This is a genomic window from Fontibacter flavus (genome assembly GCF_042432905.1).
In the GTDB taxonomy this organism is placed as follows: Bacteria; Bacteroidota; Bacteroidia; order Cytophagales; family Cyclobacteriaceae; genus Fontibacter; species Fontibacter flavus.
This window is the reverse complement of the sequence record NZ_JBHLWI010000091.1, coordinates 1-15,496: the sequence shown is the minus strand read 5'-3', so window position 1 is coordinate 15,496 and position 15,496 is coordinate 1. Positions and strand designations below refer to the sequence as shown.

Below are 15,496 nucleotides of genomic sequence, written 5' to 3'. Positions count from 1 at the left end.
TTGTCCTAATTAAAATGCCTGAATTACTTAAAAAACCTCTCCCTTTCTCACTTTTTCTTCGTGGGACATGGTGCTCTTTGTGGTAAAATAAATCTCGGTGAGCCCCTGCCTCCATTTTTCGGGATGACCTCCAACCATCCCTCTGATATCCCGGCCTTTCAGGCCTATTCAACTTGCTCAGAAATCTTTCCCATAACAAAACCGTCATCCGGAACTTTAGAAAAGTTCAATCTTTTGCCTTTTCACTTTTTCCTTGGCTCTTTATTTTCCTCCGTGTACCAAAAGCCAAGTGCAGCGTCTTTTTCCTACCGAAATCCCACTTTTTACTTTTTACTTTTTACTTGGCTCTTATATTTCCATTCTCCATTTTTCACTCCTCATTCAACATCCTCAACCCAAGTCAATCCTTTCTGTCTTAGTCGTAATTTCCTTGATAATCTCATCTAACTCACTTGCAGATGTTTTGATGTATCCAAACAACTCCTCAAAGGAGGCCACAGTTTTTTCCGGATTGTCCCTTTTCTCCATCTCCAGCAAATCTACCAGACCAATAAGCCTCGCCAAAGGAGCCCTGACAACATGAGACTGGATCCATGCGATTTCTTTAAGTTTGGAGTTCTGGATTTCAATGGCCCCAATATATTTATTTCTTAGGGTCACATCTACCACCAAAACCAGAACAGCAGGTATTCCATTGTATTGGATTTTGTTTGAACTGATCTCTACTTCAATCAATTCACCATTTTTCTTGAGGTGCCGATAAACCCCAGAAAAGAATAAACCGCTTCTTTCTTTTCTACGATAGACACTCTCCTCCAATGCAGGAATGTCTTCAACAGGTCTTATATCTTTAATGGTTTTACTCAAAAATTGATCTCTTGTATAACCATAGGCTGTTATCGCCGCATTATTGATGTCCAAAAACTGCAAAGTCTCTAAATCATAAACCCACATGGGCAAAGGGCTCAACTCAAAAAGTTCTCGGTACCTTTTTTCCGATTCCTCCAATTGATGGAAGGCCAGTTCCAAATCTTTAGCCCTCTGATCAAGCTTTTGGGTAAGCTTCTCCAAGTCCAATTCTCTTTCTTTCAACAAGGTAATATCCTGAACAGCTCCATAAAATTTATTTGGGGAGCCATCTTTTCCCCTATGCAAAATTCCTTTATCCAAGACATAGGCATATTCACCATTCTCCTTTAAAAAACGAAATTCCAACTGCCATAAATTATCTTTCCCTTTTAGAAAATCATTAAAATGATTTTCCACACGCTCCTGATCATCAGGATGGATCAGTTTGTCAAATACCTCCTGATTTTTATTGAAAAAAGAATATGAATAGCCAAACAATTTGACAAAATTTCCGGACCTGTAAATCTTATTTTTAGCAAAATCCCATTCCCAAGTGGCATCAGAAGTAGCCTTACTGACCATTTTAAATCTCTTGATGGTCTTCCTCAATTCTTTCGATTTCTTAGCAACCTCCTTTTCTAATATGGATGGCATCTTGGCCAGATAAAAAATTGCCAATCCGAAAAGGATTGAAAATAAGACCCTAAGAATAAATTCCGGTAAAACCTTATTGAATGCTTCAGATTGCCTCAACTGAACACTCAAAATCCAATTTCCGGCATTGATTTGCCGGACATGTTGAAAACCGTCATTACCTGTTTCTATCGGTAAGAAAAACTCCTCTTCATTTGTTCCTGGATTGACCTTTGAAAATTGGACGTAATACTTACTATCATCCTCAGGATCATAATCCAAAAGTTTAAAAAAGGTGTCAAGTCTGATGATAATTACTGAAAATCCAAAAAACTTCCCATCTTTATTGACGGGCAACCTACCAACAATACCCATTCCTCCCTGCTTAAGTTCAAATGGCCCTGCAAAAAACAGCTCCCCTTTTTCTATGGCCAAAAATGCTTCAATATGTTTATTGGTAATTGTATCGTTAAAAATATCAAATCCTATTGAAGCTTCATTACCTTCCAATGGGTACACATATTTGATAATACCATCTTCATTCCATTGAACAGCATCAATTTGGGGCAACCTATCCAAAATATCTTCACCTATTTTGTCAAACTCTTTTTCAAAATCAACCCTCTCATGGAGAAATGCCAAAATCGAAGCAGCAGAATATGCGTTATTGAGAACATTGCTGATTTTATCTTCAAGAATGGATGAAAATGATAAAACGTCTTCTTCTTCCTGTTTTAAAAGTATCTGATATTCCTTCAGTGTAATCAACTGGCTGACAATTAATGCAATCAATAATCCCAAAAAACCACTTATAAACGGAATTTTATAAAAAAAACTTAAAGACCTGTACGATTTAATTTTTTCCATTAGCTGGTTTTCAAAACAGAAATCAACATTTAATCACCAAACATCCCTCTTCAAACAATACACCAAGTTCATTTGATAATGGAGAAAACTGGTTCTCAATAGTCATGCCCAGTCTTTTTGTCAAAATCATTTTTTATAATTTTATTATTAACTACCCTACAAAGAGTTTAGTTTACTTATACCTCATCAAATCCTTTTTGAAACCAAAAAGAGGTTAGTTTTACTTTACAAAGTACCGAAACATTCCATTGTTTACCAATAACCTAATTTGCACTTGATTATCAGGTTTTTGTATTACCTGATATTCTTCAAAACTTACTTACAATATGCTTGTAAACAGTACTTTTGCAATCTACTTTTGCGGTCAATTCCTGCCTTAAATTAACCCAAATGCAAAACACAATCCCTCCTTTTGAGTTGCCCAGACTAAGATCTTTGGCTGATTATGATGTGGATTTTTCCGTAAAAGATGTTAGCCTGGATAATCTTTCCAAACTGGCTTCAGGAATTGCAGGCACAGAGATTTCATTGGTCAATCTGATAGGTCCCAACACACAATGGACAGTATCCTCTTTCGGAATTGAAATCCAACAAATGCCAAGAGAAGATTCTGTCTGCCAGTATACCATATTGGGACAGGAAGCTTTTGAGGTAAGGGACCTGTCGGCTGATTATCGCTTCAAAGATAAATTCTATGTAGCTGAAGATCCATGCTTAAAATACTATTTCGGAATACCATTGATCAATTCGGAAGGTATGGCTCTTGGTGCGCTTTGCGTAATGGACAAAAAAACGAAACAGCTAACCGATGATCAACGGTACCAGCTTAAGCTTTTGGCAAAAGAAGTCGTTGAAAGACTGGAGGAGAAAAAACAGCTCAATCAGATCAAACAACAATATGATAAGCTGAGGCTGTCCCACAAAAAAGTGGCCCATGACATCAGGGGTCCCTTAGGAGGAATTTTAGGCCTTGCCGAAATGATCGAATCAGATATCAACGGAATTTCCAATAAAGAAATTCTGGAATTCTTAACGCTGATCAAAAAAAGCAGCAAAAATTTATTGGAACTATCCGATGAATTGATGCATCAAAATACAGTCAGCTATCCAAACGGAAATGCTGATCAGGATTTGACGCTCCAAGACCTCAAAAGAAAGTTGGAAGGTCTTTACTCCGTACAGGCCATCCAAAAACAGGTAGGGCTTTCCGTACAGGTCCATGGTGAAAATGTCAACGTCCCTTTCCAAAAATCTAAAATTCTACAAATTGCCGGCAATCTGATTTCTAATGCCATCAAATTCACTCCTTCCCTTGGAACCGTTAAAGTGACATTGGAAATTATAGATTACGAAAATCAGGGTATTCTTTGTCTTTCAGTTAAAGATTCAGGAGTAGGAATAAAAGCTGATCAAATAGAATTGATCCTCAATGGAAAATCAGAATCTTCTGATGGAACTGAAGGAGAACAAGGATACGGGTTCGGATTGAATCTTGTGAAATATTTAGTAGATACCTTAGAGGGAGAATTGCTGATTGATTCCAGCGAGGGAGCCGGAACACATGTAAAAGTCCACTTGCCTTTGGGTATGCACCCATAATCAAAAAAGCCTATTGGTCAAAGTCTTCAGATTTATCTCCCAAAATGGAGACTTGGACCTCTTTATTGAAACCAGTACAAGAATTCGCGAAAATTCGCAAGCCTCGCGCCTAATTTTCTTACCCTTGCTGCTATGATGACAATAAAAGACCAAAATCCTTAACCAGTTTAAAATCTACTTAATTTGTGAAATTCCTGCCTGGCAGCAGACAGGCGTGGTTATCTTTTCTATCCTTTCCGAGGTTCCTTATCGCCGGCGTATCCGGGATGGCCTCCAACCATCCCTCTGATTTCCCAGCCCTTCAGGCCTATTTAATCGACTCAAAAACTCCCTTCCCTATCCATAACCGTCATCCTCAACTTTAGAAAAGTTCAATCTTTTGCCTTTTTACTTTTTACTTGGCTCTTCAATCATTCTTAACTCAACATTCCAAACCCTTTTGCCTTTTTACTTTTGCCTTGGCTCTTATATTTCCATTCTTCATTTTTCATTCTTAATTCAACATTCTCAATTAATGGCCTCCAACCATCCCTCTGATATCCCGGCCCTTCAGGCCTATTTAATCGACTCAAAAACTCCCTTCCCTATCCATAACCGTCATCCTCAACTTTAGAAAAGTTCAATCTTTTGCCTTTTTACTTTTTACTTGGCTCTTCAATCATCCTTAATTCAACATTCTCCACCCTTTTGCCTTTTTACTTTTGCCTTGGCTCTTATATTTCCATTCTTCATTTTTCATTCATCACTCTACATTCTCAATTAATGGCCTCCAACCATCCCTCTGATATCCCGGCCCTTCAGGCCTATTCAATAGACTCAAAAACTCCCTTCCCTATCCATAACCGTCATCCTCAACTTTAGAAAAGTTCAATCTTTTGCCTTTTTACTTTTGCCTTGGCTCTTCAATCATTCTTAACTCAACATTCTCAACCCTTTTGCCTTTTCACTTTTTCCTTGGCTCTTTATTTTCCTCCGTGTAACAAAAGCCAAGGGCAGCGTCTTTTTCCTTCTGAAACCCCACTTTTTCCTTTTGCCTTTTTACTTGGCTCTTCAATCATCCTTAATTCAACATTCCAAACTCTTTTTCCTTTTGCCTTTTTACTTGGCTCTTCAATCCTTCTTAATTCAACATTCCCCCTCCCCCCTATCTCTTCCTATCCACCACCATCCCCAAAACAGCAATAGCTGCCCAGCTACCATTGATAAATACACTCGGAAAAGAAGCATCATACAAGGTATTCAACACCAAAAAAACTGCACCCAATAAGTTAGCAATATGGTATTCCATACTGGTCGCTTTCCACTTTTTTGTCACCAATAAATAGTAGGAGACCAGGAAGCAAATTGCTCCTAGCCAACCTAAACTATCCATCCAAAATTTTAAATCATTCATCTTTTTTAGCCGCAACCAACCACTTATTGACCAGATTATGTTTCCCCTTAAATACAACCTTCATCTGCTCTTTTTCCATTTGATCATTCGGCATAGACCAAGTCCCAAGATTTCCTTTCACCTTAGCCAGTAACTCATATTCATCCCCCTCTCCCGAAGTCCTAAACCTGTTATTGTAGGATACCCAAATTTCAATATCCTCATCCTGCTCTCCCATAAACGCCCAACTGAAAACTATTTCTTCTTCAGTTTTTTCAACCATGGGATGGAATATTGAAACAGGACCTATCAAAGGAACACCATCAATTTCAGCCATATTGGCTTCAGGCACTGGAATGCCTAAATACCTGATCACACTTGGCAATATATCCACAATGCCGACCATCTCATTTTCAAAATAATTATTGAGACCTCGGGCATTGGTAGCTACCCATATTTCTCGCTCTCGGTCAGATTGTCCACCATGGTGCAAACCTGTAGAAGGTTGCCTTCCATGGTCTGTAGTAACAAAGATCAACCAATCCTCACCCATCTCAATCCTTTCCAAAATGGCATCATAAATCATCCCTGTCTGACGGTCTGCTTCTCTGACTGCCTCAAATAATTGAGGACTGTCCCCAAACTGATGCCCCATATCATCCGGATATTCCAAATACACCCAACTCAGGTCTGGGCCAAACTCCTGAATATACCTTGAAGCCTCCTTGGTGACATGTTCATCTATATTGAAAATATACCGCTTCCCTGCATCATGGGGAAACGCTATCGTGTCCAGTTCAAAACCATCAAAGGAATAATCAACCTGAAGGTTTCCCGTAGCATCCAGCCCTTCCCCGATCAACTTTGTCCTGTTATCCAACCATGTCGAAAAAATAGCCAAATGCGCATCAGGCCTCGCTTCTCGCAAATACCTGAAAATCGTCCAATAATGATAATTTGGCCTCCTGATACTGTTCCCAAATACATTATGTTTGTTGACCCATGTGCCGGTCAACAAACTGTTGTAACCCACTGCTGAGATAGTGGGGGTCTCAGAATAGGCCCCGCGCTCTCCACCAACATAAGCTTTTGAAAACCCACCTGCCGCTGATATCCTATCAATATTAGGAGTCTCAACTTCCTGTATGACATCGAAAGAAATACCATCCAAGATGATAAATACAACTTTTTTGGGTTTTTCCTGAGCTAGTAATGCCCCCGAATAAAACCAACCCGTTATAATCAATACAATCAATTTTTTCATCAGTAATTAAGTTAAAGGGCGGTTACATCCAAACCGCCCCTCTCTTGAAAGAAATTTTAAGGTTTAAGCAACCACATCACTGCATTCACGTCATCCTGACCACCAAACTGACGCTGAAGCGCCTCATTCATATTGCTCAGGTTTAACTGAATCTCATTCTGTGGATACATCCATCTTTTGGGAATACCTCCCGGGTTGATAATCTGACTTGACAAACTAAATACAGGAATTCCGGTCCTCCTTTGATTGTAAAAAGCCTCCCAGCCACTGTTCATGAAAAATGCTGTATGCTTTTCTTTCAAAATCTGAACAAGTCCGGTAGATGACTGAAAACCAACTGACTCCTGCTCCAAATAGCTTTCAATTTCACCTTCGGTAAGACCATTGAACAACATCGAAGCCCTAATCCCCTCCTGATAAAATATTGCCGCATCTCCATTGATCCATCCCCGATGTGCAGCTTCTGCCAAAGTAAATGCCAACTCAGCATAACCCATCAACAAAGAAGGTTGGTTTTCAGGATCACTGTGATATCTACTGTCTATTGGTGATCCATCACCGGAAAGAATCTGATTCGTATTGTCAGCCAATGGCTCTGCACCACCTAACCCTTCATAAGCATCAAAATCATTATCGGCTAAAGTTCTGCCATTGGCAGTTTTATCTGCATAGACAAATAATCTTGGATCATTATTAGCTTTCAACCTATCTACAAAGGATTTTTCCATATAATAGGCAGTTCTCAACTCATTGGAATTAAAGAAAGGATACCTATTCCCTTCCAAATCCAGAAACCTCAATGCCCCATTATCCTGATTACCCCGCATCAATGGATAAGTCACTGGATCATTGAAAATTTCTGCAAACTTTCCTTTAACATTCAGGCCTGAATTATTCTCTTTGATGGACATACTCATCAACACCCTCAGGGAAAAGGAATTGATCAGACGCTTCCATTTATCCTGATTACCATTGTAGATAATATCCCCCAAGATTTGGCCACTTTCAGGTCCAAGCAATGAGTTGGCCGTTTTTAGGTCCTGTAAAACCTGGACAAATATACTTTCCTGAGAATCATAGGCAGGAAGAAAATTACCCTCCTGACCTCTCACCGCAGCACTAAAAGGCACATCTCCGAAAGTGTTACTGAGTTTGATGATATAATAAGACTGAAAGAATAGCGCTAGGGCACGGTAACTGTTATTGTTGGTCCTTTCTGCTTCTTCCCTAAGTTTCATCACTTGCCTGAGCTGATCATAATCACCAAAACCTGATCGCTGCCAACCGTAGTACTGATTATCAGTGGCAGAATTGGTATAGATCAACTGCCTGGATGCCAATGCGGCTCCGGCATTGACAGTGGAAAAAGCATTTGCCTCAATGGCGGTAAGTATTAAACTCGGTTCCGCTTGAACCGGTCTATTGGGATCAAGTTGCAGGTCTTCAAATGACTGACAGGATATCAGCAAAAGCCCGGACAAAATGATGGAAAAGATATTGTTAAATTTCATGATTTCTTGATTTAGAAGCTTACGTTGATGTTGAATCCAATATTTCTAACAGATGGGGTCTGAAGATTATCCACTCCCGAGTCCGGATCGATATTCTCTACATTTGACCATAACATCAGGTTTCTGCCCACCAAGGAAACTGAAGCTGATTGCATAAATGTACTCCTCAATAAGGTACTTGGTACTTGATAAGTTAGGCTCACTTCTCTAAGCTTGACAAATGAAGCATCGAAATAATGCGTGTATTCCGCATTCAGCGTGGTTTTGTTCCAAGCAATATAATTGACAGCCCTTTCATTTTCAGCGTAGGTCCTGGTATCCTCTACAATATTGCCAAAATCATCATATCGAACACTTCCACCCGTAACCACAACACCATCCGCTACATAAGAGCTAATACCATTATTGGCATCTTCACGGAATTGGTTGACAGTTCCCGGATGAGTACCTCCCCACCACATTTTCTCGTGAGTCAGGGAATAAATGGTTCCTCCAATCCTGCCATCAAATCCAAAACCCAATTGAAACTGCTTGTAGCTAAAGGTATTCTGAATACCGAATATGTAATCCGGATTCTGGAAACCCATCATTCTTTGATAAGGATCACGGATTGGAAAACCGTTCTGACCAATGATCAACCTACCTTCTGGTGTTCGCTGATACTGGCTGCTGGAGAAAAGTTGATCTGTTCGCTCTCCCACCATGATGTTCCCAAACCTATCAGACCCATCAAAACTCTCTGTTAAAAATCTCTTGTAAGTACTCAAATTTAAAGCAACATTCCAGTTAAAATCCGTCTTACTTATTGGATTGGTATTCAACATCAATTCCCAACCTTTCCTGGTAAATTCAGCTCCATTTTCCAATCTGGAAGTAAATCCGGAAGACTGGGATACAGGAACAGAAATAAGGTTGTTGAAATCACGGATCTGGAAATATGTCAGATCAAGTCCCAATTTGCCCCCAAAAAACCTAGTATCCATGCCAAACTCAAAACTGTCGGAGGTTTCAGGTTTTACATTTGGATTGATCAATGCCGATGGAAAAACCAAGGAAGGATTACCTCCCCAGTTGATACCTGGACTGTAGGCCTGAATATGACTGTATGGATCTGTATTGATCCTGCCATCTGAAACTTGGGACCATCCTGCCCTTAACTTGACAAAATCAACAGCCTTGGGCATCGTAATTAAGTCCGACACTGTACCAGCCAAGGTTACAGATGGATAGAAGAAAGAATTATTATTGACCGGCAAAGTGGACACCCAGTCATTCCTACCAGTAACAGTTAGGAAAATAGCATTCATAAACTCAAAATCCACCGTTCCAAATACTGAATTAATCTGTTCACGGCTTAACCTGTTCGCTCCCTTAAGCGGTTGCTCTGAATTGGCCACATTATAGAAATTTGGAATAGCAAGACCATCTGTGTTCAAACTCTCACTTCTAAACCTGATGAACCTGTTCGATCCACCTGCATTGGCATTGATCGCAAAATTCTGTCCAATTTGTTTTTTGTAACTAACTATGAAATCAGTGTTCATGTTGATTTGGGCAGAATTGTAGATGTAGAAATTACCCCTGGAAACTCTGCCGTATTTCACATAACTCTTGGGTTCCTTATCTGTCCTGTCCAATGCATATACGTTCATACCTGTCCTCAAAGTAAACTTCAGATCATCATTCGCCTGATAATCCAGCTTAACCTGTCCAAAGGTATTGTCCTTATGATAACCCCTTAAATACTCATATGCCTGGAAATATGGGTTGTTATAATAACTGTTGTTGAAATGCTTCTGCTGGAATCCTTCTCTACCAGTAACCCAATAATCTCTTAAATCTCTCACATCTACATCCACTCCGGTCCATAAAACCAGGTTATACAGGTAATTTTCAGGACCATAAGGAGTTTCAGGGAAATTTTCTGTGTATTGCCTGTTATAAGTCAAAGAAGCATCTGTACTCAATTTATCTGATAGTTTGTAGCCACCGGCAACAGTAAATGAAGTATTGTTAAGATCAGTATTCGGTACAAGACCTCTTTGATAAATATGAGAGGCTGAAAGCCTGAAATTGCCTTGGTCATTACCTGAAGTGATATTCACATTATTAGAGGATATCAAACCTTTTTGAAAAAAATTCCTGATATTATCCTTACCTCTGGAAATAAAAGGAATAGGAATTCTCTGCCCGGTAACTGGATCTATTGGACTATTATATTGCGGCCGCTCTACAAATCCGCTGGCAGTATTCGGGTCTGGAACATCCAATCTAGGACCCCAAATCCAACCAAATCCTTCTGTTCCACTTCCCGACCCGTTGACGTAAGCATATTGACCGTTATCCCCGTTTCCATAGGTTGTCTGAACTTCTGGAATGACCAGGTAGCTTGGCTGGAACATAGTGCTGGAATTCACCTCCACCTTAGTTCCTTTACCGCCTCTTTTGGTGGTAATCATCAAGGCACCATTCCTACCGATTGCACCATATAAGGCAGATGCCGTAGCACCTTTCAGCACGTTGATACTCGCTACATCATCTGCATTGATCTTCCAAAAATCATTTTCAGTACTTGGAATACCATCTATCACAATCAAAGGTGTCGCACCTCTTAATCGGATCACAGGATCCTGAAACAATGCTGTGGTGTTATTGACTTGTAAACCGGCAACTTGTCCCGTCAGGGAATTGATCAAATTGGGTTCCCTTGCTTTGGTCAGTTTTTCACCGTTCACATCCTGAACGGCATAACCTAAAGACTTTACACTCTTCTCAACACCCAATGCCGTCACCACCACACTCTCCAGGTCAGTCACATCCGGAACAAGTTGGACATCAATTACCGAACGGCTTCCGATGTTCTCTTCTTTTGCCCGATAACCTATATAGGAAAACCTCAATACATTAAATGCTCCATCTATGGAAAGACTGAATTTTCCATCCAGATTTGTCACCACACCTATGGAAGAGTCCTTCACCAACACCGTTACTCCCGGTATAGGTTCTCCACTTTCATCGGTCACAGTACCTGAAACCACTTTGGTCTGAGCCAATAGCTGCTCAGGTTGGATCATCATGCAAAAGGAGATGACCCAGAGTAATAAAATACTTTTGTAAATAATTTTCATTTGCCCTGTATTTGGTTTGGTTTTTAAATGCATCGCAAATAAACCCCTTGAACATTACTTTACAGGGAAGCAGTTTTTATCATATTATTAATTAAACACCCCATCAATGAATTAATTGTTAATTCAATTTATTGAACATTCATTCAACTTATTGAATTGCATATTTTTTTGCTTATTTTGCCCACATGGGACTTTCTAACATTTCAGACCTGAGGAAAAAAGAAATCGTTCAGGCTTTTTATAAAACGGCTATCAATGAAGGCTTGGAAAATACTTCCATAGCCAAAATCGCCAAATCGCTGAACATTCAGCCAAGCTTAATTGTGCATTATTACAAAACCAAAGATGATCTTGTTACTGCATTAATTGATCATTGTTTGGAGCTCTATTTAAAGATATTTGAAAAAAGCTACACAGATCATAAAAACCCCTCAGAAGTATTGCATGCCCTGATCAACAGGATGTTTTCAAAAGACTGGAATGAACTCTTTGATGACGGGGTTTATTACAGTGCTTATGCAATGGTCTTCAGGGAACCTGAAATCAGGGATAAATTCCTAAAAATCCATAAAACCCTTAGAGAAAAATTCAGCACATTGTTAAAGGAATGTCAAGATGAGGGCATTATTGAAATTGAGCATGCTGGCCAATCAGCCAACCTGATTTTCTCCCTTTTGGATGGTACCTATTTCTATATCAATATGCTGACCACCGACAAAGAGCAAAAAGAGCATCTAAAACATAGCAAGAAACTGGCTTTAAAAATTCTAGGGCTTTAAAAAGACCTAAAACCAAAAAACACGGCCCTTAAACGTGTTTTTTGGTTTTTCATTCATCATTCCAAATTCCCTCCCCGCTCGTTGTCCTACTTCTCCAGAAGCTGGACTCCCTTAAATCTCAACTAGCACTAGAATTCGTGAAAATTCGCAAGCCCTGCGCCTAATTCATTTTCTTTTGTTGCATTGATCAGAAAATCACATCAAAATCCCCCAGCAGCTAAAATGTAGAATTTAAAAATTTGTGTAATTCCTGCTTGGCATTAGACAGGAGTGGTTTATATAATTCATGCCTTACAGAACCAATCTCCCAAACTCACCAAGCTCAAACTTGACAACCATGACAACCCGACAACCACGAATTCTTCACTATTCACTATACACTAAACATTTCCCATACCCCTCCACACTCCTATCCAACCCAAACTCATTCACTCCAAATGCCCTGATCGCATCCCTCTCCAATCCGGGCAACACCTCCCTGATCCAAGCAATGGCCTTATCCGGATAATCAGGTTCCTTCAAATCCACCAAGCAACAAAAATCTTTTCCCGCAATCAGATCTTCAGTATCTCCAATTCCCTTAGAGGTTATCGTAGGTATCCCCATCATCAAATACTCGCCCAACTTGATCGGTGCGATACCCACCAGAGAAGGAGCGGGCAACCTGAAATTAAACGCCACATCGGCAGCAGACAGGTACCTCGGAATCTCCTGAAAATCCAGCGCCAATGGGATTACCAAACCCTCCAAATTCCCTGTCATTGGTGGCAAATCCCCCGCCGATCGGCTTAAGACCAAAAACTTGGCTTTCCCAAATTCTAAAAAATATTGATAAAATAACATCAGCATTTCGGTAAACACATACTGCGGGCCCAATGAACCCGAATAAACAAACAGTAACTCTCCCTCCCCAAGCCCCAACTTCTCCCTGATTTCCTTCCTCGCAGCCGGATCAGGCTTAAAAAAACCAGCATCCCTCCCATTGGTCACAACATGAAACTTGTCTGCATGGGCCCGACCGATCAAATCCAAATGAATCTCCTTGGCCTTTTGTGTTCTGACCAGGACCTTGTCTGCCCACTTCAGTAATTTCGTTTCTTCTCTTTTGAGGATTTTATAATGCTTGCTGTCGGACTTCAAACTAGCATAATCCAAGCGCTCCTGCAAGGGCAGCCCATCTGCATCAAACACCACCTCTACCTCGTTCTTTTTCAAATAATCCAGCAATCGGTTCACCATCATGGCCGGCATAGTAGAGCGGGGCATCACCGTTTGGATGCTGTGTTCCTGCACATAATTCCGGATATGGTAAACACCCTTATACACTGTCCACAGCACACCCAAAAAAGCATGGGGCTTTTTATGCACAGGATATTGTACATAAGCGATACCCATAGATTCCGATAAGCGTTTCAGTCGCTGCACCTCCTCAGGTCCTGCCCAGGAAAACTGCATCACATGGAATTGGATGGCATACCTATCCTTAACTCCTTTAAAAATAGGCAGAAACAGGTTTTCCAGGTAATTACTAGAATCCGAATCCCAGGTGATAAAAAGCACTTTTTTCATTTTTGAATTTAAGAAATAAAGTCTATCCAATAATTAAAGCTTATTTGGTGGGTTTCACTTTCCCTTGTCATATCGAAGGAGGAACGACTGAGAAATCTTTTTATTAGGGAGAGGTTAAGACTTCTCGCTTCACTTGAAGTGACAAGGAAAATTAACTTCCATTAGCTAGCCTATTTTTTTGATGGATAGCTATTTGCTTTGACCTCTCCTTGTCATTTCAAACGCAGAGAGAAATCTAATTTAATTTCCCCTCCTAATTATACCACCGATCACCCAATAAACAAAAAAATCCGTCGAGCGGATAGTTGATTGGATTTATATTGCTTGTTGTCCTGCTTCTCCAGAAGCTGGACTCCCTTAATTCTCAAATAGCACAAGAATTCGCGAAAATTCGCAAGCTCTGCGCCTAATTCATTTCTAGTGATGCATTGATCAGAAAATCACATCAAAATCCTCAATCAGCCAAAATATAGAATTTAAAAATTTGTGTAATTAGTGTAATTAGTGGTTATGATTTTTATCCTATCCGCTGTTCCATATCGCCGGCGTAGTCAGACCATTCTCCGTTTTAGACAACGTCGCCGGCCTGCCTGACCGGCAAAGGCAGGCTCTGGAAACGGGCAACCCTCAATCAACCCAGGGTTCAGTGGCCTGCCTGCCACTCACCCTGGGCTTTTACAGTACGCCCCCTTGGGGCTCTTTGGTACCCACCTAAATTTTTAGATTACCCAGCGCCAGCTGCTTAGCGTTCTTCCTCCGTCTTGTCCTAATTCATACGCCAGAATTATGTAAAAAAAACCTCCCCACCCTTTCAATTTTCTTTGTGATCCTTAGTGGTTTTAGTGGTCTTAGTGGTATTTAAAAAACCTCTGTGAATCTCAGTGCCTCCTCGGTGTAACCCTGCCGGCTGCAGGCGGGTCTGTGTAATTAAAAAAAATTATCTGTTCCCTTCAGGCTCGTTTACCTTCGATAGAGATTTCCCCTCAACCGGCATGGCCTCCAACCATCCCTCTGATATCCCGGCCCTTCAGGCCTATTTAATCGACCAAAAATCCATTTTCTTCTCCAAAAATGTAATCCCTATCAGCACAAGAATTCGTGAAAATTCGCAAGCCCTGCGCCTAATTCATTTCTAGTGATGCATTGATCAGAAAATCACATCAAAATCCCCCAGCAGCCAAAATATAGAATTTAAAAATTTGTGTAATTAGTGTAATTTGTGGTTATGATTTTTATCCTATCCGCGGTTCCATACCGCCGGCGTATTTAGACCATTCTCCGTTTTAGACAACGTCGCCGGCCTGCCTGACCGGCAAAGGCAGGCTCTGGAAACGGGCAACCCTCAATCAACCCAGGGTTCAGTGGCCTGCCTGCCACTCACCCTGGGCTTTTACAGTACGCCCCCTTGGGGCTCTTTGGTACCCACCTAAATTTAGATTACCCAGCGCCAGCTGCTTTGCGTTCTTCCTCCGTCTTGTCCTAATTCCTACGGCAGAATTATGTAAAAAAACCTCCCCACCCTTTCAATTTTCTTTGTGATCCTTAGTGGTTTTAGTGGTCTTAGTGGTATTTAAAAAACCTCTGTGAATCTCAGTGCCTCCTCGGTGTAACCCTGCCGGCTGCAGGCGGGTCTGTGTAATTCAAAAAAATTATCTGCGCCCTTCAGGCTCGTTTGGCTTCGATAGGGATTTCCCCTCAACCGGGATGGCCTCCAACCATCCCTCTGATATCCCGACCCTTCAGGCCTATTCAACTTGCTCAGAAATCTTTCCCATAACAAAACCGTCATCCGGAACTTTAGTGTCTCGTCCTGAAAATGGTTGACACTTTTATTGTTCAAATATAGTTAGTGTTTCAATTTCTAAGAAGTTTTGGATAACTTACAATACCACGATGAAGCGGAGGCAAGCTCTGCTGAGGAGCAA

The 15,496-nt window shown here is 40.7% G+C and carries 9 protein-coding genes; 2 read left to right on the top strand and 7 right to left on the bottom strand.

Annotated elements, in window-relative coordinates:
* On the bottom strand, nt 1-208 hold a 208-nt coding region (locus ACFFIP_RS19495; RefSeq protein ID WP_382389489.1), incomplete at its 3' end, for a hypothetical protein.
* A gap of 182 nt (nt 209-390) precedes the next feature.
* On the bottom strand, nt 391-2,349 hold the full coding sequence (locus tag ACFFIP_RS19490) for a PAS domain S-box protein (RefSeq protein WP_382389488.1): 1,959 nt from the start codon (nt 2,347-2,349) through the stop codon (nt 391-393).
* 390 nt (nt 2,350-2,739) lie between these two features.
* On the opposite strand from ACFFIP_RS19490, the gene ACFFIP_RS19485 reads away from it, so the two are divergent.
* Nucleotides 2,740-3,948 carry a GAF domain-containing sensor histidine kinase gene (locus tag ACFFIP_RS19485; protein ID WP_382389486.1) on the top strand — a complete coding sequence of 403 codons (1,209 nt, stop codon included), beginning with the start codon at nt 2,740-2,742 and terminating at the stop codon, nt 3,946-3,948.
* Nucleotides 3,949-5,092: 1,144 nt separating this feature from the next.
* Here the strand turns inward: ACFFIP_RS19485 and ACFFIP_RS19480 are convergent.
* The 4 genes from ACFFIP_RS19480 to ACFFIP_RS19465 are packed head-to-tail and all read right to left on the bottom strand — an operon-like array spanning nt 5,093 to nt 11,223.
* Entirely contained in the window at nt 5,093-5,341 is a 249-nt protein-coding gene (locus ACFFIP_RS19480) for a CBU_0592 family membrane protein (protein WP_382389485.1), read from the bottom strand.
* The gene (locus ACFFIP_RS19475; protein WP_382389484.1) at nt 5,334-6,584 is read right to left on the bottom strand and encodes an alkaline phosphatase family protein; all 1,251 of its coding nucleotides are present in this window, start codon (nt 6,582-6,584) and stop codon (nt 5,334-5,336) included. Before ACFFIP_RS19475 ends, ACFFIP_RS19480 begins: the two co-directional genes overlap by 8 nt.
* A 56-nt stretch (nt 6,585-6,640) precedes the next feature.
* Nucleotides 6,641-8,095, bottom strand: a complete 1,455-nt coding sequence (locus ACFFIP_RS19470) for a SusD/RagB family nutrient-binding outer membrane lipoprotein (RefSeq protein WP_382389483.1) — start codon at nt 8,093-8,095, stop codon at nt 6,641-6,643.
* 11 nt (nt 8,096-8,106) lie between these two features.
* Complete coding sequence (locus ACFFIP_RS19465) at nt 8,107-11,223, bottom strand: SusC/RagA family TonB-linked outer membrane protein (protein WP_382389481.1); 3,117 nt, start codon at nt 11,221-11,223, stop codon at nt 8,107-8,109.
* Nucleotides 11,224-11,408: 185 nt separating this feature from the next.
* On the opposite strand from ACFFIP_RS19465, the gene ACFFIP_RS19460 reads away from it, so the two are divergent.
* Nucleotides 11,409-12,002, top strand: coding sequence for a TetR family transcriptional regulator (locus tag ACFFIP_RS19460; protein WP_382389480.1), 594 nt, complete (start codon nt 11,409-11,411; stop codon nt 12,000-12,002).
* Nucleotides 12,003-12,368: 366 nt separating this feature from the next.
* On the opposite strand, the gene ACFFIP_RS19455 is transcribed toward ACFFIP_RS19460, so the two are convergent.
* The gene (locus tag ACFFIP_RS19455) at nt 12,369-13,571 is read right to left on the bottom strand and encodes a glycosyltransferase family protein (protein ID WP_382389479.1); all 1,203 of its coding nucleotides are present in this window, start codon (nt 13,569-13,571) and stop codon (nt 12,369-12,371) included.
* Nucleotides 13,572-15,496 lie beyond the last annotated feature (1,925 nt).